This window comes from Streptomyces sp. NPDC048254 (genome assembly GCF_043201895.1).
Lineage (GTDB): Bacteria > Actinomycetota > Actinomycetes > Streptomycetales > Streptomycetaceae > Streptomyces.
Genome location: NZ_JBICZJ010000003.1, coordinates 250,113 through 272,944, shown reverse-complemented (window position 1 = coordinate 272,944; position 22,832 = coordinate 250,113). Strand labels below are relative to the sequence as shown.

Below are 22,832 nucleotides of genomic sequence, written 5' to 3'. Positions count from 1 at the left end.
TCCCACGGTCGGGGGATTCGCGAGGTGCGGACGCCTCGTTCACTCACGGCTGGGGTTTTCCCGTGCGGCGGCCGTGGTTTGCTGTGCGGGCGGAGGCCGGGCGACGGCGGACCGCCGCCCGGCCCGGAACCGCTACTTCTTCTGCTCCACCCGCACCCAGTCCACCTCCGCCTGCACTCCCCCGGCCGCGATCTTGTCCACGCTGGACTGCGGCAGGCCCCAGTAGGGGCTGGTGACCTGGTTCCAGCCGGCCGGGTAGGCGCCGCCCAGGGCGAGGTTGAGGATGACGTACTGGTTGTGGTCGTAGACCCACTGGCCGCGTGTCGACTCCACCTTGTTGCGGGTCGTCTCCTGGACCAGGGTGTCGTCGACGTAGAAGCGCATCGCCGTCGGCGTCCACTCCACCGCGTAGGTGTGCCACTGGTCGACGGTGCCGCCGTTCGGGAAGGTCTGGCGGGCGCCGATGTTGCCGTCGGCCGAGTAGCCGGGGCCGTGCAGCGCGGTGCTCGTCCACGTCGGGTAGCCGATGTTCTCCATGATGTCGGTCTCGCCGGAGGCGGGCCAGGAGACGGAGGGGTTGTCGACGTTGCTGCCGAGCAGCCAGAAGGCGGGCCAGTAGCCGTCACCGACCGGGAGTTTCATGCGGGCGCTGACCTTGCCGTACGTGAAGTCGAAGTGGGTGTTGGTGTCGATGCGGCCGGACGTGAAGTCGTAGGTGCCGCCGCCCGCCTGGGTGCAGCCCTTGCAGTACTTCGCCTTCAGGAGCAGCTCGCCGTTCTGCGTCTGGATGTTGTCCGTCGAGTCGACGTACGCCTGGGACTCGCCGTTGACCGGGCCCATCTCGGTGCCGGTGCGGACGACCCGCCACTTGGAGCGGTCGAGTGCGGCGCCGGTGAAGTCGTCGAAGAACGTGGTCTGGTAGGTGCCCGACTGGTCGGCGGGGAGGGCCGGGTAGGCCGCCTGCGCGCTGCCGCCGGTGCCCCAGACCTGGAACTCGTAGAGGGAGTAGCCGAACTGGGCGGTGTAGGGGGCCGGGTTGTAGAAGCTGCGGCGCTCCTTGCCGAGCATCCGGACGTAGCGGCCGGTGGCCGGGGAGGGCAGGGTGACGGTGTCCTGCAGGCCCGCCGCGTCCCCGGGGGCGGCGACGTTCGCACGGCGGGCCGCGATGGCCGCGGCCGACGGCTCGTACACCGTGCGCCAGTTGACGTTGTCGTCGGAGACCTGGAGCAGGTAGTCGACCGCGAACGCGGACTCCCAGTACAGGTCCACGGAGGAGATCGTGGAGGTGGCGCCCAGGTCGACCGAGATCCAGCGGTCGGCGTTCCAGTCGCTCGACCAGCGGGTGTAGTCGCCCTTCAGGTCGGCCGGCCAGCCGCCGTCGGTGGCGAACGCCGGTGAATTGCCCGCGTGCTGGTAGTAGTTGGAGTACGCCGGGTGGTTCAGGGCGAGGTTGGTGACGGTCGAGGACGCGGGGGCCGGTTCGCCGCCGTAGACCTTGAAGTTCCACAGCGAGTAGCCGTAGGGCGTGGCGCGTTCGATGCCGCGCATCCGGACGTAGCGGCCGGTGACCTCCTGCGGGTAGGTGCTCGCGGTGACGGAGCCGCCGGTGCCCGCGGTCTCGGTGTAGAACGGCGTCCAGTCCGTGCCGTTCTTCGAGGCCTCCAGGACGTATCTCTTGCCGTAGGCGGCCTCCCAGTCGAGGACCACGCGGTCGATGCGGATCGTGGCGCCGAGGTCGATCCGGATCCAGGCGTCGTCCGCGAAGTTGCTGGACCAGCGGGTCGCGCCGTTGCCGTCGAAGGCCAGGCCGGGAGTGGTGCCGCCGTTCTCGCTGCCGGAGGCGGTGACGGCGTTCGGGTTTCCCGTGTAGGCGGTGTTCGCGCGGTCGGTGTCCCAGGTCACGGCGGCAGCGGCGGCGGACGCCGGTAAGGCCAGGACGGGGCCCGAGACCAGCAGGGCGGCCGTCGCGAGGGCGGCCAGGAGGGTGCGGGGAATGCGGGTCGGCATGCGGGTCTCCTGAGTGTCGATGGTGCACATGTTGTGTTCATGACAGATCAGAGTGTGCTGTCCACGGACCGTCGTGCATGCGTGTGAGAGTGCGGTGCGGTGGGCGCGGAACTCCCCTGGTCCGCGCCCACCGCGGTTCCGGTCAGGCCGCCCGGCGGGCCTGCCCCTGGTGCTCGCGGATGATGTCCGCGTACCCGTGGCCGCTGCCCTTGATGGTGCGGACCTGGGTGCGGTAGTCGACGTGGACCAGGCCGAACCGCTTGTCGTAGCCGTAGGCCCACTCGAAGTTGTCCAGCAGCGACCAGGCGAAGTACCCGGCGAGCGGGGCGCCCTTGCGGGCCGCCGAGGCACAGGCGGCGAGGTGGCCGGCCAGGTACTCCTGGCGCTCGGGGTCGTCGATCGTGCCGTCGGGGCGGACCACGTCCGGGTAGGCCGAGCCGTTCTCGGTGACGTAGAGCTTGCGGGCGCCGTACTCGTCGGTGAGGCGCAGCAGCAGCGTCTCGATGCCGCTCGCGTCGATCTCCCAGTCCATGCCGGTGCGCGGGACGTCGGGGCGGCGCACCGAACGGGCGTACGGGGCGGGTCCGTTGGGGTCGTCCTCGATGTACGCCGGGAAGTAGTAGTTCAGGCCCAGCCAGTCGAGCGGGGTGGCGATGGTCTCCAGGTCGCCGGGGCGCTCGGGGAGTTCGACGCCGTACGTCTCGACCATGTCGGCCGGGAAGCCGCGGCCGTGCACCGGGTCCAGCCACCAGCGGTTGACGTGCCCGTCGTGGCGGCGGACGGCGGCCTCGTCCTCGGGACGGTCCGAGGCGGCGAAGACCGTGGAGAGGTTGTTCACGATGCCGACCTGGGCGCCGGGCGCGGCGGCGCGGATCGCCTGGGCGGCCAGGCCGTGGCCGAGGAGCAGGTGGTAGGAGGCGCGTACGGCGGCCGTGAGGTCGGTCCAGCCGGGGGCCATCTTGCCCTCCAGGTGGCCGATCCAGGCGGAGCAGGACGGCTCGTTGAGGGTGGTCCAGTGGTGGACCCGGTCGCCGAGGCGTTCGGCGACGACGGAGGCGTATGCGGCGAAGTGCTCGGCGGTCGACCGCTCGGGCCAGCCGCCCCGGTCCTGGAGGACCTGCGGCAGGTCCCAGTGGTAGAGCGTGACCGACGGGGTGATCCCCGCCGCCAGCAGGGCGTCGATCAACTCGTCGTAGAAGTCGAGGCCCTTGGCGTTGACCGGGCCGTCCCCGCCGGGCCGCACGCGCGGCCAGGCGACCGACAACCGGTAGGCGTTGATGCCGAGCCGGCCCATCAGGCCGATGTCCTCGCGCCAGCGGTGGTAGTGGTCGCAGGCGATGTCGCCGTTGTCGTCGCCCGCGATCTTCCCCGGGGTGTGCGAGAAAGTGTCCCAGATGGAGGGTGAGCGGCCGTCCTCGGCGACGGCTCCCTCGATCTGGTACGCCGCGGTTGCCGTGCCCCACAGGAAGTCGTGCGGGAGTGCGGCGAGGTCGATGGTCACGTAATTCCTTTCGCGACAAGCTTCGGAACTAGGGGGGTTCACTTGACGGCGCCCGCCGTCAGCCCGGCGACGAGGTAGCGCTGGAGCAGCAGGAAGCCGGCCACGACGGGGACGCTCACCACGAGCGAGGCGGCCATGATCTGGTTCCAGTAGACGTCGTACTGCGTGGAGTAGCCCTGGAGGCCTACGGCGAGGGTGCGGGTGGTGTCGTTGGTCATGACCGACGCGAAGAGCACCTCGCCCCAGGCGGTCATGAAGGCGTAGACGGCGACCGCGACGATCCCCGGGATCGCGGCCGGCACGACCACCCGGAACAGCGCGCCGAGCGGCCCGCAGCCGTCCACCAGCGCCGCCTCGTCCAGGTCCCTGGGCACCGAGTCGAGGTACCCGATCAGCATCCAGATCGAGAACGGCAGGGAGAACGTCAGGTAGGTGAGGATCAGGCCGCCGCGGGATCCGAACAGGGCGATGCCGGTGGCGTTGCCGATGTTGACGTACAGCAGGAACAGCGGGAGCAGGAAGAGGATGCCCGGGAACATCTGCGTGGACAGCACGGTGACCGTGAAGACCCGCTTGCCGCGGAACTCGTAACGGCTGACCGCGTAGGCGGCGAACACCGCGACCACCACCGAGCAGACGGTCGCCGCGACCGCCACGATCAGCGAGTTCACGAAGTACCGTGCGAGCGGGACCGTCGACCAGATGTCGATGTACGGGCGGATGGTCAGCCCGCTGGGCAGCCAGCGGAACTTGCCGGTGACGTCCGCGAGGGGCTTCAGCGAGCTGGAGATCATCACGTACACGGGGATCAGCACGAACCCGGTGAGCAGCGTGAGGAAGATCGCCCGGGCCCAGAGGAAGGAGCGCGGCGGGGCCATCGGCGAACTGGGGCTAGACATCGGAGGTCCTCCGTCCGCGTGAGGTGAGCGCGAGATAGACGCCGGTCACGACCAGCAGGAAGAGCAGCAGGAGCACGGACATCGCCGAGCCGGTGCCGAAGTTCCAGGTGACGAAGGAGGCCTGGTAGATGTGGACCGAGATGAGGTCGGCGGCCTCCGGGGCGGCCCTGCCGAACAGGACGTACGGCGTGTTGAAGTCGTTGAACGTCCACAGGAACAGGACCAGGATCAGCACCTGGTTGACCGGGCGCAGCGAGGGCAGGGTGATCCGGCGGACCTGCTGCCACATGCCGGCACCGTCCAGGGCGGCCGCCTCGTACAGCTCCTTCGGGATGTTCTGGAGCCCGGCCATCACGATCAGGAAGGCGAACGGCCAGCCCTTCCACACCGACACGGTCAGCAGCGCCCAGAAGCTGTTGTCGCCGATCAGCCAGAAGGACGGCTTGTCGGTGAGATGCAGCTGGTCGTGCAGGACGTGGTTCACCAGGCCGTTGTCGTGCTGGAACATGAACACCCAGGTGATGACGGCCGCGTAGACCGGCAGCGCGTACGGCACCAGGAACAGGGTCCGCAGCAGACCCCGGCCGCGGAAGGTGTCCTGCATGAACACCGCGGCCGCGGTGCCGATCAGCCAGCACAGGCCGACCGAGAGCAGGGTGAAGCCGACGGTGACCAGGAAGGAGTGCAACAGGGCCTTGCCGACCGGGGCGTTGAACTCGATCGACGTCCGGTAGTTGTCGAACCCGGACCAGGGGGCGGTGCCCCAGTCGCGGATGTAGAACTGGGTCAGCTCCTTGAAGCTCATCACGACGCCGATGACCATCGGTATCAGATGGACGAGGAGTTCGAGCAGCAGGGCGGGCAGGAGCAGCAGGTAGGGCAGTCCGATCCGGCGGATCCGCCCGGGGCGGCGGCCCGAGCCGCCCGCCGCCCCGGGGGAGTTCGCACGTACCGGCTCGTGCACGGCAGTGGTGGTGGTCGTCATGGTGCTCAGGCCGCCGGCATCTGCTGCTGGGCCTTCTCCAGCTCGGCCTTCACGGAGTCGGTGGTGACGTCGTGGCCGGCGGCCGCGGCGGCGAACAGGTTCTTCACTGCGGTGCCGACGGTCGTCTCGAACTGCGACTCGGCGGCCACCTGGGGCAGGGCCGAGGCGCTGGTGGCGAGCGTGTTCTTCAGGACCGAGTTGGCCGGGGTGTTGAAGGCCGGGTCCTCCTGGGCCGCCTTGACCGGCGGGATGGAGCTGTAGGAGGTGTTGAGGATCTTCTGCTCGTCGTCGCTGGTCATGAACTTCACGAACTTCGTCGCGCCGTCGAGGTTCTTGGTGTTCTTGAAGACCGCCAGGTTGATGCCGGCGACCATCGAGTTGACCTGGGCGCCGGTGCCGGGGGTGCCGGACTGCACGGGCACCGGGGCGATGCCGTAGTCGCTGTCGCTCATGCCCTGCGACTTGAGGTTGGAGGACGCCGACTGCCACAGCAGCATCGCCAGCTTGCCCTTGGCGAAGTCGCTCACCGACTGGTTCTGCGCGTACTCGGCGTCGCCGGTCGGGATGACCTTGTCCTTGGCCATGAGGTCGACGTACTGCTTCACCGCGGCGACGACCTTGTCGTCGGTGAAGTTGGGCTTGCCGTCGGCGGTGAAGAAGTCGGCGCCGTGCTGCTTGGCGAAGACGAAGGTGTGGTGGATGTTCTCCGACACGTTGCCGCCCTCGGCGCCGAGCACCGACTTGCCCTTGGCGGATATCTTCTTGCCGTCGGCGATCAGCTCGTCCCAGGTGACCGGGGGCTTGGCGATCCCCGCGTCGGCGAAGATCTTCTTGTTGTAGTAGAGGGCGTAGGCCATCGAGTACAGCGGTACGGCCGCCGGGTCCTTGCCCTCGGCGCCCGTGGAGCCGAGCGCGGAGTCGACGAAGCGGTCCTTGCCGCCGATCTTGTCGAAGTTCTTGGCGTCCCAGGGCAGCAGCGCACCGGTGGCCTGGAGCGAGGCGCTCCAGGTGTTGCCGATGTTCAGCACGTCGGGGCCCTGGCCGGAAGTGGTCGCGGTCAGGATCCGGTTGAGCAGATCCGACCAGGGCACGACCTCCAGCTTGACCTTGATGCCGGTCTGCTTCTGGAACTTGTCGAGTTCCGGCTGGAGTACCTTCTTGTCGATCTCGATGCTGGCACCCTGGTTGGAGGCCCAGTATGTGAGCGTCTTCGGGGAGTCGTTGGACCCGCCCCCGGTGGACGAACCGCCACCGCAGGCCGTGGCCGCGAGGGCGAGAGACATGGTGACGGCGCCTACGGCCGCGGCTCGGATGCTGCGCATGGCTCCTGCTGTGCCTTTCCGGGAGTCGAGAACCCCGAGAGGGCTTCGCGAAGGCCGGCGCCCGCGATTGCGAAGGCCGAGACCACCGTTCGGCTTCCGAAGCCCCTCATGGCTTAATTTAGGACGTGAGTTAACCCCCCGAACAGTAACTCGTCAAGGGATCCGGCACGGGTATCCGCGCAGGCGGGCCGGGGAACACCGGGCTCCGGGCCGGTGGTACGCCCACGCCCGGCGTCGTGACCTGCGCCGAAGCCAGGTGACCTGGGCGGAGAGGGCCGGCGGGGCGTTCCACAACGGTTGTGTTTCGACGGGGGGATGCGGTGCGGCGCGGGGATACGGCGAGGCGCGCGGGCCGTGGCTCACGACGGGGGCGATGCCGGTCGATCGGGCACGGCGGGGGCGGGCCGTCGGCTACGGCGGACGCGAGCCACCACGCACAGCAGGGGCGGGCCACCACGCACAGCGGACACGGGCCGTCGGCTACAGCGGACGCGAGCCACCACGCACAGCAGGGGCGGGCCACCACGCACAGCGGACACGGGCCGTCGGCTACAGCGGACGCGAGCCACCACGCACAGCGGGGACGGGCCACCACGCACAGCGGACACGGGCCGTCGGCTACGGCGGACGCGAGCCACCACATACAGCAGGGGCGGGTCACCACGCACAGCGGACGCGGGTCGTCAGTTACGGCGGACGCGGGGCGTCGGCTACGGCGGTGGGGCCCGGGGAGGTTGTCCCCGGGCCCCTTTCCGGTGTCAGCGGGCGGTTGTCGTGAGCGGTGCCGGGGCGTAGCCGGTCGGGCGGGTGGTGAACGTGCCCCGGCCCCGGGTGCGGCCGCGGAGGCGGGTCGCGTAGCCGAAGAGTTCGGCAAGCGGCACGGTGGCGGTCAGCACCGCCGACCCGCCCCGGGCCGCGGAGCCGGTGACCCGGCCGCGCCGGGCGGCCAGGTCGCCCAGTACGCCGCCGACCGCGTCCTCGGGCACGGTGACCGTGACCTCCGCGACCGGCTCCAGCAGGACCGTCGCGCAGCCGCGCAGGGCCTCCCGGAGACCGAGCCTGCCCGCCGTACGGAACGCCGTGTCGGAGGAGTCCTTCACGTGCGTCGAGCCGTCGGTGAGGGTGACCCGCACTCCGGTGACCGGGTGCCCGCCGAGGGGGCCCTCGGTGAGCGCGTCCCGGCAGCCGGCCTCGACCGCGCGGACGTATTCCTGGGGCACCCGGCCGCCGACGACCGCCGACCGGAACTCGAAGCCCGCCTCGTGCCCGAGCGGTTCGACGTCCAGCACGACGTGCGCGAACTGCCCGGCGCCGCCGGTCTGATGGACATGCCGGTACCCGAAGCCGGTCACCCCGCGCACCACGGCCTCCCTGAGGGCGACCCGCGGTCGGCCCACCGCGACCTCGGGGCCGCCGTCCCCGCGGATCTTGGCCACGGCGACCTCCAGGTGCAGTTCGCCCATCCCGGACAGCACGGTCTGCCCGGTCTCCGCGTCGGTGCGCACCACCAGCGAGGGGTCCTCCTCGGCCAGCCGGGCCAGCGCCTGGGCGAGCCGGCCGGTGTCGGTACGGCGGCGGGCCTCGACGGCGACGGACACCACCGGTTCCGGGGCCACGGGCGGCTCCAGGAGCAGCGGGGCGTCCGGCGTGCACAGCGTGGCGCCGGGGCGGGCCGACTTCGGTCCGACGACGGCGACGATGTCACCGGCCACCGCCCGGTCGAGGGGCTCGTGCCGGCCGGCCATGACGCGGAGGATGCGGGCGACGCGTTCGGTGCGGCGGGTCGCGGGGTCCCACACGGTGTCTCCCTTCTCGATCGTGCCCGAGTAGACGCGGACATGGGTGAGGCGTCCGGTGGGCGTCGCGGTCACCTTGAACACGAGCGCCGCGAACGGCCCTTCGGGGTCGGCGGCCCGCCGGCGCTCGGCGCCCTCGTGGGTGCCGCGCACGGCGGGGACGTCGAGCGGTGAGGGCAGATACGCCACGGCCGCGTCCAGCAGCGGTTCGATGCCCCGGTTGCGGTAGGCGGAGCCGCACAGGACGACGACGCCCTCGCCGGTCAGGGTGAGGTCGCGCAGGGCGGTGGCCAGCGTGGCGTCGGACAGTCGGCCGGCCGGCGCGCAGAACTCCTCCAGCGCGGCCGGGTGCAGCGCGGCCACCGTCTCCTCCAGGGCGTGCCGCCGGCGGTCCGCCTCCGCGCGCAGCGCCTCGGGGACCGGTCCCGTCACCGCCGTACCGCTGTCGTCGGGCCAGAGCAGCGCACGCATGCGTACCAGGTCGACGACGCCGGTGAAGCCGTCCTCCGCGCCGACCGGCAGCTGGACGACGAGCGGGGCCGGGTGCAGCCGGGCGCGGATCGACTCGACGGCGCTGTCGAGCGCGGCGCCCGCGCGGTCCAGCTTGTTGACGAAGGCGATCCGGGGCACGCCGTGCCGGTCGGCCTGCCGCCACACCGACTCGCTCTGCGGCTCCACGCCGGCCACCGCGTCGAACACGGCGATCGCGCCGTCGAGGACCCGCAGGGAGCGTTCGACCTCGTCGGCGAAGTCGACATGGCCCCGGGGTGTCGATGAGGTTGACGCGGTGGCCGGCCCAGGCGCAGCTGACGGCCGCGGCGAAGATGGTGATGCCGCGGTCGCGTTCCTGGGGGTCGAAATCGGTGACGGTGGTGCCGTCGTGGACCTCGCCGCGTTTGTGGATGGTGCCGGTGGCAAAGAGGATGCGTTCGGTGACGGTGGTCTTTCCGGCGTCGACGTGGGCGAGGATGCCCAGGTTACGAACGGACGCAAGGGGGTTGACGGAGTTCGGGTGGAGTTCGGTGCGCATGGCCCGTTGCCTTTCGCATGCGGGTCCTGGAATGGGCGGCGCAATTCCCGTGCGGCGGAGTTCACCGGGCAGCAACTGACGGAACGTCAATGTCTGGGCATGTGCCAGGAGTTGATGAGCCGGATCGGGCGTCACGGAGTCCGGTGCCGGCCGCGCAGCGGGCACCGGAGGGACGGGGACACGAGGATCACCTCGTAGCGGGAACGGGAAGAGACGGCAGTCGCGCGGTCGCACATGCCCCTCTCCCCTCAATCGTCCGAACTCGTCACGGCAAAGCACCGCGACCGCCTTCCGCGGCTACGGTGCGTGATACCGAGCGAGTGTAGGCAGGGGGTGCGGGACACGGCACCCGGTTTTCCGACCAGGGGACCTGCGCTTCCCGGAGATACCGGTTCGTTCCCTTTTCGCCGCTCCTCGGGGAATGAGGGGGCTCGCAGTCCCGACATTTTCCGGACATTCACCTGGCCGACATCGATAACTCCGCCGCCCCGGAAGGCGCTTTCCGAGTCGGTGAACGGCGGTGGAGCAGGTTCACCGGAAGAGACCGCCGCAACTCCAGCGATTGGCCGAAAAACACGCTTTACGGCGCCCAGCGGGACATCAGGTCGTTCATCCCCTTCACCTGCCCGGCCGACCCGGTAAAGGACGTCCGGAACGCCCCGGATGCACATCGTCGCGGGTGACACCAGGAACCCGCCGGCATGCCCCGGCCCGGCCGGGGCCGATGTGGAACATGTGTGGATTTTCGGTGAAGCATCGCGCGTGGCTGAGAAATCAGGATCACGCCCCGGATTCGGGCAGGGCACACAAAGGACGGAAAGCGGCCCGTCCAGGTGGCCGGTGAACGCTCCACCACTCCGCGGACGAGCCTAATCTGATCGGCGAACAGACTGAATGGGCACAGCAGGTGGACGGACAGGACAGGACTGGATTGGACACGCAAAAGACGCGGAGGGCGCCGTTCGCCGCGCTGCGCCGGGGTACCGCGATGCCGGTCGCCGCGCAGGTGCTCATCGCGGGAACGCTGTTCTCCCGTCTCGGCGACACCCTCGCCTCGCTGGGGCTGGTGCTGCACGCGGCGGACCGCGACATCCGCTTCGGGGTGACCGAGGTGATGCTCGCCGAACTCATCCCCACGGTGCTCGCGGCACCGCTGATCGGCTCCGTGGTGGACCGGTTCAGTGCGCGCGCGGTGTGTCTGTGGGCGCTGCTGGCCCAGTCGCTGTCCCTCGGTGCGGCCACCGTCGTCGGCGGGTTCCATGTGCGGGTCGCGCTGATCGCGCTGTCGGCCCTGGCCGGAGTGGCCTCGGTGGCCGCCGGGTTCAAGATGCTGCCCGCCGTCGCCGGTGACCGGCACACGGGCCGGGCGAACAGCCTGCTGACGGCCGGCCTCTCCGTGGCGGGGCTGATCGGGCCTCCGCTGGCCGGCTTCCTCAACTCCCAGTGGGGTACCGGCGTGCTCCTCGCGGTGGACGCCGGGTCCTTCCTCGTGCTCGCGGGCTGCACCATGCTGGCGGTGCCGAGCAGCGTCGACGTGGCGATCGGCCGCCGCCCCGCCACGAGACTCGCGGACGGCTACCGGGCACTGCGCGACGCCCCGGTGGTGGGCACACTGATGCCGGCGCTGGCGGCGGCGATGCTGGCCACCAGCATCGAGAACGTCGCGGGCGTCTTCTATCTCCGGGACGTCGTCAACGGCAACGACACCGTCTTCGGCCTCTTCCTGGCCACCTGGGCCCTGGGGTCCGTCCCCGGCGCTCTGCTCGCGGGCCGTGTGGACTGGGCGGACCGGCACACCCTGCTGATCCTCGGCGGCATCGCCGGCATGGGCCTGGGCCTGCTCCTCACCGGTCTGATCCCGGTCGCCGCGGTGATCTTCCCGCTGTTCCTGATCGCGGGCTTCGGCAACGGCGCGTGCAACGTCGGCCTGCGCAACGCGGTGCACTCGCGGGTACCGGCCGAGGTGCACGGCAGCGCCTGGGCCTGCTTCCAGGCGCTGTCCCGCAGCTGCATCGGCCTCGGCTTCCTGCTGGGCACCCCGAACAGCCTGGTCTCCAGCCAGGGCCAGGTGATCGTCTCGGGTGTCATTCCGCTGGTCGCCATCGCGTGGGCGGCCCTCGTCACCGTCCGGCGCGGCGAGCACACGGTGACGGAGACCTCGGCCTGAGCGAGCGACCTGGCGGCCGGAAGGCAGCCGGGCCGAACGGCGGGGCGCCTGTCGGTCTTTGGATCCCGGACAGCTGCCCGGCTTTCGCCTGTCATCTCCTGTCCGCCCGACTCGGGGCCCTTCTGGGTAGCGTCGTCGCCGTTTGGACCATCGACCCGGGAAGGCCCCGTCTCCATGCAGGATGACACTCCGTCACAAGCAACGGCCGGGCAGAGCAGGCGTGGTTTCCTCCGCAACGCGGCGCTGGCCGACCACCAACTGGGGCCACGGCCTGGTGGAGCTCAAGCGGTGGCATCTGGCGGTGGTCAACGACGGCCGTCACACGAAGCTGTACGTCGAGGGCGCTCCGGTCGTCGACAACCCGAAGCGCCTGTCGGTCGGCCTCACTTCGCTCGGGCTGCCCTGGCTGGTGGGCGGTCACGAGTACGCGGGCGCCGTCGACATCGTGTTCCACGGCGGCATCGGCGACATCCGGATTGTCAACCGCCCGCTGTCCGGCGACGAGTTCCTGACCGCCAAGTAGCCCGGTGTCTCCCGTCTCCGGCCCGCCTGCCGGCCCGCCGGAGACGGGAGCCGCGCGTCTGACGGAGCCGCGCGTCTTGGGAGAGCCTTTGGTCTAGTCCTCTTGACGGCGAAGACCCCGGGGAGTTTGGTATGTACCAATACCCCTCCCGGCCCCTCCCCCACCCCTCCGCCCTCGTTGGGCATCCCGAAAGGGCCACTGTCATGCACCTGGCAAGACTCGCGGCTTCCGCGTGCGCCCTCGCCCTCGCGGCCACCGGCGCCGCCGTCGCACTGGCCCCCGCCGGCACCGCAGCGGCGGGCAGCGTCTACTCCGTGGCGCCCTACGTCGACATGTCGAACGGTCAGGAAGGCCTGCTCGACACCGCCGTCACCGGTCACGGGCTCAAGGCCTACACGGCGGCCTTCGTCCTCGGCGTGGGCTGCACCCAGATCTGGGGCGACACGCTCCCCATCGGCAACGACTCCTACACCGACCCGGAGATCGCCAGGGCGAAGGCCGAGGGCGCCTCCGTGATCATCTCCTCCGGCGGGGCGGCCGGCGAGCCGCTCGCTTGGACGTGCTCGAACCAGAGCAGCATCGACGCCGGATACCAGGCCATCATCAACGACTACGGCGTCACCCAGCTCGACTTCGACATCGAGGGCGCCGCCATCGCGGACACCGCGGCCGCGGCCCGTCAGATGCAGGCGATGAAGGACCTCAAGGCCGCCAACCCGGGCCTCCAGTTCTCCATGACCCTGCCGGTGCTGACGAGCGGGCTGACCGGCGACGGCGTCAACATCCTCAAGGCCGCCAAGAACGCCGGCGTCAAGATCGACGTCGTCAACATCATGACCATGGACTACTACGCCGGCACCGGCACCGAGATGGGCCAGGCCGCCCTCTCCGCGTCCCGGGCCACGCTGGCGCAGATGCAGTCCGTCGACTCCGGCTACAGCTACGCCAACCTCGGCATCACCCCGATGATCGGCAAGAACGACGACGGGTCCACCTTCACCCTGGCGGACGCCCAGACGGTGGAGAGCTTCGCCGCGCAGAACGGCGTCGGGCGCCTGGCGTTCTGGGCGATCACCCGGGACCAGGCGTGCGGCGGGAACGCCAACTCCCTGCCCACGTGCAGCGAGATCAGCCAGAACAGCCTCGCGTTCACCGACGCGTTCGTGCCCTACGCGGGCAGTTCGGGCGGCGGCGGAGGCACCACCACCGACTTCTCCCTGGCCCTGTCGCCCGGCTCCGCGTCGGTCGCCCAGGGAGGTTCGGCGACCGCGACCGTCGCCACAGCCGTCACCTCCGGCAGCGCCGAGTCCGTCGCCCTCTCCGCCTCCGGCGCGCCCTCCGGGGTCAGCGTCTCCTTCAGCCCCGGCTCCGTGACGTCCGGGGGCAGTTCGACGCTGACGGCGACGGTCGGCTCGTCGGTGGCCGCGGGCAGCTACCCGATCACCGTCACCGGCACCGCCGCGAGCGGCAGCCACAGCGCGACCTACACACTCACGGTCACCTCCTCCGGCGGAGGCGGCGGCGGTGGGGGCTCGCTGACCAACGCGGGCTTCGAGACCGGCAGTCCGAGCCCCTGGACCTGCACCGGCGGCAGCACGGTCGTCTCCACCCCGGTCCACAGCGGCAGCCACAGTCTCCAGGTGACGCCGAGTTCCAGCGGCACCGGCGAATGCGACCAGACCGTCACCCTCTCCCCCAACCACACCTACACGCTCTCCGGTTGGGTGCAGGGCCCGTACGCCTACGTCGGTGTCAGCGGCGGTGCCACCGCGAGCACCTGGTCGAACGGCGCGAGCTGGAACCAGCTCAAGGTCAGCTTCACCACCGGCAGCAGCGGAACGGTCACGGTCTACGTCCACGGCTGGTACGGCCAGGCCGCGGTCTACGCCGACGACTTCAGCCTCGCCTGAGCGAAGTCCGCACGCAGGAGGGGCGGTTCCCGGAGGTGAGTCCGGGAACCGCCCCTCCTCGTCGGTGCCGAGGTGCTCCTACTGGCCGAAGCCGTAGGAGAACAGGTGGTCGGTGCCCGTCTGGCCGGTCACCGGCAGCGTGACCGATGCCACCTGCTTCGACGGGTCCAGCGGGACCTTCGTGGCGAAGACGTAGGTCTTCACGTTGTCCCGGCCGCCGCTCCCGGTGTTCCGGTAGGTCGTCGTGACGGCCGTCGTGTCACCCGGCAGCGGCTTGCTCGGCCCGCCGTTGAGCGTCCAGTCCGAGAAGCCGACCGTCGCCCGGGAGGTGGTGCCGTCGGTGTAGGTGACGGTCAGTGTGCCCGAGACCCCGCTGCCGTCGGTCGGCGCGTTGACCGCCGCGCCCAGCAGACCGAGCGACGCACCCGAGGTGCCGGCCGGCATGGGGATGGTCTGGCCGGCCATCTCCAGGTTGTCGGGCTGCCCGGACGTCACCGTCGGCCAGCGGTAGGAGATGCCGTCGACCGTGAGGATGGAGCCGCTGGTGACACCGGCGGCCGCCAGCGCGTTCTGCGAGAAGGCCCAGCCGCCGCCGTCGAACCCGCCCGAGAAGCCGCTGCCGTCGGGGTAGATGCCCTCGTTGGTGTCGTACGGCCACAGCGCACCGGCCTTGGCCACGGCCACCCGGAGGACCGCCCCCGGCAGTGCCGCACCGGTGCCGTGGTCGGTCAGGGCGAAGGCGACCGGGTACGTCCCCTCGTCCGGGCCCGCCGTCACGTGGACCTTCGCCTCGGCGCTGCCCGCGGCGGGCACGGTGAGCGAGCCGGACGCCGTGTCGAGGGTGACGCCGGTGGGAGCCGTCGCCGTCCAGTCGACCGTGACGGCCTGGTCGCCGAGGTTGGTCAGGTCGAGGGTGCCGTCATCGCCCGTGCCCGGCTGGAGGACCAGACCGTTGCTGGGGCCGGTCGCCGCCAGCACCCGGCCGCCGCCCGTGGTGTCCGAGGGCGGCACCGCCGACGGCCCGGACGCCCAGGAGGTGTCGGGCTCGGTACCGAGCGTGAAGTCCATGGTGCCCGCGCCCTTGAACTGCTGGTACGTCAGCCAGGAGGTGTTCCGTGCCGTGCCCTTGACGTCGAGCGACTGCACGTACGGCGCGTCGGTCGCGGCCTGCGGGGCGTTGATCCGCACCGTCTTGCCGCCGACGGTCACCTGGGCCACCGGGAACACCGGGCTGCCGAGCACCAGGGTGTCCGCGCCCGGGGTCTCCGGGTACATGCCCAGCTCGGACCAGACGTACCAGGAGCTCATGGCGCCGAGGTCGTCGTTGCCGAACGAGCCGACCGGCGCGTTGAAGTACAGGTCCTGCTGGGCCGCACGGACGGCCGCCTGGGTCTTCCACGGCTCGCCGGTGTAGTCGTACTCCCAGGGGATCTCCACGCTGGGCTCGTTGCTCAGGTCGGCGTCGGTGCTGCCGGGGCTCGTGATGTCGTCGAGCAGGCTGTCCAGGTAGGACGAGTACGCCTTCGTGCCGCCGCGCGCCTGGATGAGCTGCTTCAGGTTGAAGGGGACCATGGGGGTGTACTGGGCGGAGGTGCCCTCCACGAAGCCGTTGGAGGTGCCGGGAGTGAAACCGCCCGCGAACTGGCCGTCCTTGTTCTTGGCCTGGAGGTAGCCGGTCTGCGGGTTGAAGACGTTCATCCAGTCCTGGGCGCGGGTGGCGAACTTCTCGTAGACGGACGTCTTGCCGAGCGACTTGGCGAAGGCGGCGAGGGCGTAGTCGGCGGAGTCGTACTCCAGTTGGGTGGAGACCGGGCCGTAGAAGTTGCAGCAGCCGTAGCTCTCGTCCAGCGGAAGGTAGCCCTTCGCGTCCCGGACCGACTCGCCTGGACGGTCGTTGTTCGGGACGGTGGCCTCGTGCTGGAGGGCCGCGAGGGCCTTGCCCGTGTCGAAGTCCGTGGCGCCGAAGGCATACGCGCCGGCGATGATGCCGGCGGCCGGGTCGCCGACCATCACGTAGCTCTCGCCGTTGTTCGAGGCCCACTTGGGCAGCAGGCCCGTCTGGTCGTAGCCGTTGAGCATCGAGGTGACGACGTCGCTCGCGACCTTGGGCTCGACCATCGCCATCAGCTGGGTCTGGGAGCGGTAGGTGTCCCAGCCGGAGTAGGTGGCGTACTGGGCTTTCTGCCCCTTGGCCAGTTTGTGGACCTGGTTGTCCATGCCCATGTACTGGCCGTTGGCGTCGGAGAAGACGTTCGGGTGCAGCAGCGCGTGGTAGAGCGCGGTGTAGAACTGCGTCTGCTGGTCGGCGGAACCGCCGCCCACCTGGATGTTCTTCAGTACCGTGTTCCAGGCGTCGTGGTTGGCCCGCTCGACGGCGCCGAGGTTCCAGTTCCCGATCTCGCGGGCGAGGTTGTCCGCCGCGTTCGCGTCACTCGTGTACGAGATACCGACCTTCGCCGTCACCTTGGTGTTCGACGACGTGTCGAAGGTCAGGTACATGCCGTTCGCGCCGGTCGTGGGCGGCTGGGCGGCCGCGGCGGCCTTGGACAGCCGGGAGGCGGCACTGGCGCTCGGGGCCGCGGAAGCCGTGGCGGAGGCCTTGGCGGCGTTCCCGTGGACCGTCGGGGCCGGCTTCGCCGGGACGGTGAAGTGCTTCTCCTTCAGCGGCTTCGACGTGGACTTCCGCGGGGTCTGGCCGACCTTGCCCGCCTTCAGTGACGTCGCGTCGGGGGTGATGGTGCTGCCGACCCAGGTGCCGCTCGCGGTGAACGGCCGGTCGAACTTGATGTCGAAGTGCAGCGTGTACCGGTTGTTCGCGCCGCAGAAGTGACCGCTGTCGATCGCGCCGCTGATCTCCTTGCTGTTCACCACCTGGACGCGGGTTCCGTCCACCTGGGTGGCGCCCCCGCTGAGCTTGAACAGCAGGTTCGCCTGCTGTCCCGAGGGGAAGGTGAAGCTGCCCAGCCCGGCGCGGGTGGTGTCGGTCAGCTCGGTGCTGACCCCGTTGGCGTCGGTGACCTTGTAGGACCCGATGCCGGCCTGCTCCTTGTCGTGGCCGAAGCCGACGGACGTGCTGCCGAGGTCACCCGACAGGGCACCGGTCACCGGCAGGATGGGCAGGTCGCCCGCGACGGGGCAGCCGGGTCCGGAGACGTGGGTGAGGCTGAAGCCGGAGATCTTGTCGGCGGTGTACTCGTAGCCGCCGCCGTCGGGGCGGTGCGGGGTGGTGTCGGGGCCCCACTGCACCATGCCGGCCGGCATGTCGGGGCCGGGGAAGGTGTCCACCGCACCGGAGGTGCCGATGAGGGGGTTGACGAGGGACGCGGGGTCCTTCACGAGGGGCGGCGTCGCGTTGCCCGCGGCCTGGGCGCTTCCGACCGCCGGAAGCGGAAGGGCTGCCATGCCCAGGACGCAGACCACAACGAGGCGTCGGCGGAATCTTGCTCGGTCGGCTGGTGCAGCTGAACGTCGGGATCTCACCATCGGTTGCCTCCGCAGCGGTTCGTGCTTCGCACATCAGGTGTCGGCGCGCCGAAAAACACCGGAATGCCGGCGACAGGCAACGGTTCGAGTCGCTCCCACGGCCTGACAACGTTGCCATGCACGAGTGTCGAGTGAAACGCCTGTGCTTGCGGCGTGTCAACGAGGCCAACAAGACTTTCTGAGTGCGAAGTTCACGGACGGCCGGGTACCTGGCCTCATGCGGCCGCACCCCGGCCCATCCGTCCGCACGGGCCCGCGCCGTCGAGGACGCGAGCCCGCCTTCGGCGCGGGAGGGACCGGGAGCCGCGCCGAACCGCGCGAATCCTTGCGGGAGTTACGGCTCCGCAGCATAGGCTTCCTTCTCGGCGAGGAAGAGTTCCGGCCGACGCGCCTTCCCTGCCCCCCCGTCCTCACCCCTCGTCGCGCAGCTGGGCCGCCAGGGAGGTCAGCGGCTCGGTCTCCTCGGTGTGGCCCAGGGGGGTGAGGTGGGAGATCGCCGCGTCGAGGCGGGTGAGGGCGGGGACGGGGCGTTCCAGGTAGAGGCCTTCCACGACGGACGCGAGCCGGACGCACTCGGCCCACTCGCCGGCGTGGTCGTCGTCGGGTCCCGGTTCGCCGAGCAGGGTGACGGCCCTGTCCAGTGCGGCCAGGGCGGTCTCGTACTCACCGGCGTAGGCGTTGACCCGTCCGTGTTCGTAGGCGAGGGCACTGTCCAGGGAGCGGTCGCGGGCCTCGTACTCCGCGGCGCGGGCCTCGTCGGCGACCCTGCCCGCGTCGGCGAGGACGGCGAGGGCGTCGGCCAGGCCCTCGGCACCCTGCCGCTGGGTCTGGAGACGGGCGAGCTCGCGCAGGCAGCTGCTGAGCTGCTCGTAGCGCGGGGCCCGGGCATGGGCGGCGAGGGCCTGGTCCGCGGCCTCGCGGGCCCGGCCGAACTCGCCGGACTCGGCGAGGAGTACGGCGGTCTCCGCGGCGATCATGGCGTGGCTCCCGGGGTCGTCGTCCCAGCCGGCCGACTCGGCGGCGAGGGCGGCCAACTCCGCCGTGGCGGCCTTGAGGTCCTCGCCCGCGTGCAGCGCGCGGGCGCGGTACAGGCGCAGCTGGGCGACGAGCCGGTCGTCCAGCTCGCCGGCGGCGACGTCCGGTTCGGTCAGGAGGGAGTCGAGCAGCGCGATGCAGTCCTCGACGCGACCCAGTTCGAGGCTGAGCTGGGCGACGTTGCCGTAGGTGCAGAACGCGTCCGTCCGGCTGCCGTGGCGCAGGTCCAGCTCCGCGGAGCGCGACAGGTGCCGCAGCGCCTCGTCGGGGCGGCCCAGGCGCATGCAGGCCTGGGCCAGATCACCGTGCAGCCGTGCGGTGTCGGTGTAGTCGGACGGCCAGTCGGCGGCCAGCCGCAGGCCCTCGGTCAGGTCCGCGTGCGCGGCCTGCGCGTCTCCAAGGCCGAGCCGGAGCCGGCCGCGCAGGCCGAGCGTGCGGGGCAGGTGCCAGGCGGGGCCGTCCGCCTTCAGCCGGTCCAGGAGAGCGTCGGTCTCCGTGAGCGCGGTGGGCAGATCGCCGGAGAGGGCCTGGGTACTGGCCCGCAGCAGGTGGGCGCCGGAGATCTGGCCGGTGATGTCGTGCCGGGTGGCGAAGGCGAGCAGCAGGTCCACCTCGGCGAGGACCGGCGCGATGTGCTCCTCGTCCCTCGTCGCCTGCAGCCGCAGGCCGAGCGCGCTCGCCCGCAGCCGCAGCACACGGGCTTCCTGGTACGGGGCGAGGTCGGGTGTCTCCTCCTGCAGCCGGACGAGGGCCGCGTGGGCGGCGGTCAGCGCGGCGGCCTTCGCCTCGGCTCCGTCGGCGCGCTCCTCGGGAAGCTCCGCCGCGGGCAGCACGGCGCAGGCGCGGGCGAGTGCCGCGTCACCCGGCGCTCCGGCCTCGTCGTACAGGCCCGCGGCCGCTTCCCACAGGGCGGCCGCCTTGTCGTACTCGTCCTTCTCGCCCACCCGGGCCGCCTCGTCGGCCAGCAGGTCCGCGCGCAGTCGTACGAGCGGTCCCACGGCCGGGTCGTGGGGGTGAGCGTAGCCGGGGGCGGCGACGAGGGTGCGCAGCCGGGCCCAGCAGGCCGTCGCGTCCGGATGCCCCTGCGCCTCCGACTCCCTTGCCCGCACGATGAGTTCGGCCAGCGACTCAGGGACGAGGGGTGCGGGTTCGGGTGCGGGTTCGGGTGCGGCAGCCGGGGCCACGTCGTCGAGACCGCGGGCGCGCAGGGTCAGCTCCAGTGCGTCCAGGAGGGGCGCACGGTCGAGGCGGGCGGTGCGCCGGTCGGTGTGGGCGGTGGTTCCGTTGCGGGCGTCGAAACGCGCGGCGAGGTCGGCGGCGCGGCCGCGTACCTCGGCGCGCAGGCCGGTCACCGTCCAGGTGCGGCCCGCGTATCCGGCGGCGGGCAGGTCACCGTGGCCCAGGAGTTCGACGCGCTGGAGGAGGACCTCGACGCCGGTGAGGAAGCTGACGAGGTCCAGCGGCGAGTCGACCTCGCCGAACAGGTTCCGGTTCTCCGCGAGGAGTTCCAGGCCGCGTGCCTCGTTGCCGGTCAGCGCGCAGAACTCCAGGTGCCGGCCGACCTCGCCGGACATCGCGGGGTTGCGGCGGCAGGCGCGGTAGCCGGTGAGATGCAGCTCGCGGGCCCGGTCGGAGCGGCCGGTGCGCAGCAGCGGAAGCAGCGCGTACGAGACGGAGCGGGCGGGCTCCTCCTGGCAGGACTCCTTCCCGGCCAGGACGGGCTCCCAGGTGCGCAGCGCCCGCTCGTCGTCGCCCGCCGCGAGGTGGTACAGGGCGCGCTCGCAGATCTCGCAGGCCTCGCAGTCGCTGAGCTTGGTTCGGGTCCGTCCGGCCCACAGTTCGAAGGCCGGGGCGGTGTCCTCGCCGACGTGTGAGGCGAGCCGGTAGGCCTGTCCGTAGTAGGGCTGGAGCCCGAGGCCGGCCTTCGCGTAGCGGTCACGCATCTCGGTCAGCCACTGGCGCAGGCTGGCCAGCGGTATCTCGGGCAGGGCGAGCAGGGCGTTGGCGACCCACTTGAACCGCCAGAACAGCGTGTGCCGCAGCCGCTCGTCGAACACGTCGGGCTGCTCGTCGAAGAGGGTGAGCAGGCGGGCGAAGACGACGGGTGACTTCCTGGGTTCGGAGCCGTAGTTGTACGCCTTCTGGAGTGCGAGGAGGGCGTGGACGAGCGGGCGGGGCTCCGCGAACTGCTCGGCGGTGTCGACGAGTTCCTCGGCCGTGACGGTGCGGGTACGGCCGTAGGGGCGCCGGTCGTTCTCCTGGAGCGCCCGGTACAGCTCGTCCGTGTTCTGGGGATGGGGTGCGGTCGGCATCGTCAGCTGTCCTTGCGGAGGGCGTGGGCGAGGAGGTCGAGGAAGGAGCGGTTGATGAGGCTCGACTCGGCGGGCCTCAGCGGGCGCCGGGACAGCATCGCGGCCTGCCCGTAGAGGGCTTCGGCGCTGGTGCGGGCCAGTTCGGGCTCGTCGATGGTGACCGCGGTGCGGACCAGCGGGTTGAGCTGGTTGAGGATCAGCTGGGCCCGCGGGGCCTCCTGCCGCAGGTGGCCGAGGATGTCGCCCCACACGCCGCCCTGCTGTTCGCGGGCGAGCTGGGAGCGGGTGCGGTCGTGCCGGGCCTCGCGGCTGTCGAGGAGGAGGGCGGGGGCGGACGCCGGCTGGAAGGTGCGCAGCGCGACGTCGCAGTCGAAGACGGCGAGGGCGTCGCGGGCCAGGGCGAGGTAGGCCCCGGCGGCGAGCTCAGTCTCCCGGTCGACGGGGTCGAGGTGGGCGGTGAGGGTGCCCGGGTCGAGGTCGGCGACGCTGACCTCGGGCCTGATCTCCGGCAGCCGGTGGACGAGTTCACGGTCGTAGGTGTAACCGCCGTTGACGACACCGAGTCCGGCGGCCGAGGCGATCGCGGCGACCTGCCGGAACTCCTCCACGCTGGAGGTGACGAGCACCGTGCGGTGGGTGCGCGCGAACTCGTCGAGCGTGGCGTGTCCGGCGGTGGTCTCGAACGGCAGCCAGGGCAGCAGCATCCGCAGGATCTCGTCGTCGTGCACGGCGAGGGACTTCACGGCCAGGTGGTGGGCCTGGAGGAAGCGGCCGAGGAGGTCCGGGTCGCTGGCGGCGGTGCGGGCGATCCAGGCACGCAGCCGATCGGCGAGGGCGTCACGGACGGCGGCGAGGGTGTCGTCCTCGTACAGGGACTCACGGGACGCGGTCGGGCGCAGGCTCTCGGCGTCGAGGACGCAGCGGACGAAGAACGCCCAATCGGGCAGGATCTCCTGGGCCTGCTCGGACAGCAGCATGCCCTTGACGTGCACGCGGTGGCCGTGGCGGCGCCCGGCCGGCACCGTCTCGGGGAGCACGCACGCGATGCCCTTCAGGCCCACGGCCGGCAGGTCCAGGTCGATGGTGTCCAGCGGCGTGAACCCGAAGATCTCCTCGCCGTACGCGGCCAGCGCCCGCGAGCGTGCTCCCGGTGTGGGGTACGTACGCGCCCAGGGTGCGGGCTCGGGGTTGACGAGCGCGCCCGGACCTCCGGTGCCGCCGTCGAAGGTCACCGGGTGGCGGAGCAGGGAGCCGAAGTGCCGGGCCAGCGCCTGCACCTGGACCGGGCGGGTCCACTCGCCCATGTCGGCGCGGGGCGTCAGCGTGACGGTGGTGCCGGGCCGTGGGCGGGCGGAGGCGGGCAGGGTGCGGACGGAGTAACTGCCGTCGCCGCGGCCCCGCCACTCCACGGCGGGAGCGTCGGGGGTGCGGGCGGAACGGCTGACGACGTGGATCTCGTCGGCGACCAGGAAGCAGGAGAGCAGACCGATGCCGAACTGGCCGATGAAGTCGGCGCGTTGCTCGGCGATCTGCTCGCTCCGCTTGCTGCTGCGGCCGATCGTGGCGAGGAAGGTGTGCACGTCGGCCTCGGTGAGACCGACACCGTCGTCCTCCACCCGGACCACCGCACCGTCGGCGTACAGACGGATGCCGAACGCGCCGTCGGCGGCGCCCGGTTCGAGGGCGTGCCGGGCGGTCAGCGCGTCCACCGCGTTCTGCAGGAGTTCGCGCAGGTAGACGCGGGGGCTGGAGTAGAGGTGGTGGGAGAGGAGGTCGACGAGGCCGCGCAGGTCCACCTGGAAGGTGCGGTCGGCGCCGGCCGGGCTCGAAGGGGTGTCGGGCAGAGTCATCGGGCAGTCCGG

General features: G+C 71.2%; 11 protein-coding genes and 1 pseudogene. 3 read left to right on the top strand and 9 right to left on the bottom strand.

What is annotated here, in order from left to right; all coding sequences use genetic code 11:
• Positions 1 to 132 precede the first annotated feature (132 nt).
• The 6 genes and pseudogenes from ACGFZQ_RS10945 to fusA form a co-directional block, all read right to left on the bottom strand.
• Positions 133 to 2,007, bottom strand: a complete 1,875-nt coding sequence (locus ACGFZQ_RS10945; RefSeq protein ID WP_393840060.1) for a discoidin domain-containing protein — start codon at positions 2,005 to 2,007, stop codon at positions 133 to 135.
• A 142-nt stretch (positions 2,008 to 2,149) separates the two neighbouring features.
• Positions 2,150 to 3,508, bottom strand: a complete 1,359-nt coding sequence (locus ACGFZQ_RS10940; RefSeq protein WP_393840059.1) for a GH1 family beta-glucosidase — start codon at positions 3,506 to 3,508, stop codon at positions 2,150 to 2,152.
• 38 nt (positions 3,509 to 3,546) lie between these two features.
• Positions 3,547 to 4,407 carry a carbohydrate ABC transporter permease gene (locus ACGFZQ_RS10935; protein ID WP_360488063.1) on the bottom strand — a complete coding sequence of 287 codons (861 nt, stop codon included), beginning with the start codon at positions 4,405 to 4,407 and terminating at the stop codon, positions 3,547 to 3,549.
• Complete coding sequence (locus ACGFZQ_RS10930) at positions 4,400 to 5,392, bottom strand: carbohydrate ABC transporter permease (protein WP_393840058.1); 993 nt, start codon at positions 5,390 to 5,392, stop codon at positions 4,400 to 4,402. Before ACGFZQ_RS10930 ends, ACGFZQ_RS10935 begins: the two co-directional genes overlap by 8 nt.
• Positions 5,393 to 5,397: 5 nt before the next feature.
• A complete protein-coding gene (locus ACGFZQ_RS10925) occupies positions 5,398 to 6,714 on the bottom strand; it encodes an ABC transporter substrate-binding protein (RefSeq protein WP_393840057.1) in 1,317 nt (438 codons plus the stop codon).
• 758 nt (positions 6,715 to 7,472) lie between these two features.
• Positions 7,473 to 9,540, bottom strand: a pseudogene (fusA, locus tag ACGFZQ_RS10920) (elongation factor G).
• A 931-nt stretch (positions 9,541 to 10,471) separates the two neighbouring features.
• Here fusA and ACGFZQ_RS10915 point away from each other — a divergent pair.
• From ACGFZQ_RS10915 to ACGFZQ_RS10905, 3 genes are all read left to right on the top strand, one after another.
• Positions 10,472 to 11,707 (top strand): MFS transporter, encoded by a 1,236-nt coding sequence (locus tag ACGFZQ_RS10915; RefSeq protein WP_393840056.1) that lies wholly within the window; start codon positions 10,472 to 10,474, stop codon positions 11,705 to 11,707.
• A gap of 220 nt (positions 11,708 to 11,927) precedes the next feature.
• Positions 11,928 to 12,230 (top strand): LamG-like jellyroll fold domain-containing protein, encoded by a 303-nt coding sequence (locus tag ACGFZQ_RS10910; RefSeq protein ID WP_393840055.1) that lies wholly within the window; start codon positions 11,928 to 11,930, stop codon positions 12,228 to 12,230.
• A 203-nt stretch (positions 12,231 to 12,433) separates the two neighbouring features.
• Complete coding sequence (locus ACGFZQ_RS10905; RefSeq protein WP_393840054.1) at positions 12,434 to 14,140, top strand: carbohydrate binding domain-containing protein; 1,707 nt, start codon at positions 12,434 to 12,436, stop codon at positions 14,138 to 14,140.
• A 78-nt stretch (positions 14,141 to 14,218) separates the two neighbouring features.
• Here the strand turns inward: ACGFZQ_RS10905 and ACGFZQ_RS10900 are convergent, their stop codons facing one another.
• From ACGFZQ_RS10900 to ACGFZQ_RS10890, 3 genes are all read right to left on the bottom strand, one after another.
• Entirely contained in the window at positions 14,219 to 17,542 is a 3,324-nt protein-coding gene (locus ACGFZQ_RS10900) for a GH92 family glycosyl hydrolase (protein ID WP_393840053.1), read from the bottom strand.
• 491 nt (positions 17,543 to 18,033) lie between these two features.
• Positions 18,034 to 20,970 (bottom strand): hypothetical protein, encoded by a 2,937-nt coding sequence (locus ACGFZQ_RS10895; protein ID WP_393840052.1) that lies wholly within the window; start codon positions 20,968 to 20,970, stop codon positions 18,034 to 18,036.
• 2 nt (positions 20,971 to 20,972) lie between these two features.
• Entirely contained in the window at positions 20,973 to 22,820 is a 1,848-nt protein-coding gene (locus tag ACGFZQ_RS10890) for an HSP90 family protein (protein ID WP_393840051.1), read from the bottom strand.
• Positions 22,821 to 22,832: the final 12 nt, after the last annotated feature.

What these genes read in the sequence shown, in the direction of transcription:
- ACGFZQ_RS10945 (WP_393840060.1), bottom strand. Translation starts at nt 2,007, where the DNA reads ATGCCGACCCGCATTCCCCGCACCCTCCTGGCCGCCCTCGCGACGGCC.
- ACGFZQ_RS10935 (WP_360488063.1), bottom strand. Translation starts at nt 4,407, where the DNA reads ATGTCTAGCCCCAGTTCGCCGATGGCCCCGCCGCGCTCCTTCCTCTGG.
- ACGFZQ_RS10930 (WP_393840058.1), bottom strand. Translation starts at nt 5,392, where the DNA reads ATGACGACCACCACCACTGCCGTGCACGAGCCGGTACGTGCGAACTCC.
- ACGFZQ_RS10925 (WP_393840057.1), bottom strand. Translation starts at nt 6,714, where the DNA reads ATGCGCAGCATCCGAGCCGCGGCCGTAGGCGCCGTCACCATGTCTCTC.
- ACGFZQ_RS10905 (WP_393840054.1), top strand. Translation starts at nt 12,434, where the DNA reads ATGCACCTGGCAAGACTCGCGGCTTCCGCGTGCGCCCTCGCCCTCGCG.
- ACGFZQ_RS10900 (WP_393840053.1), bottom strand. Translation starts at nt 17,542, where the DNA reads ATGGCAGCCCTTCCGCTTCCGGCGGTCGGAAGCGCCCAGGCCGCGGGC.
- ACGFZQ_RS10895 (WP_393840052.1), bottom strand. Translation starts at nt 20,970, where the DNA reads ATGCCGACCGCACCCCATCCCCAGAACACGGACGAGCTGTACCGGGCG.
- ACGFZQ_RS10890 (WP_393840051.1), bottom strand. Translation starts at nt 22,820, where the DNA reads ATGACTCTGCCCGACACCCCTTCGAGCCCGGCCGGCGCCGACCGCACC.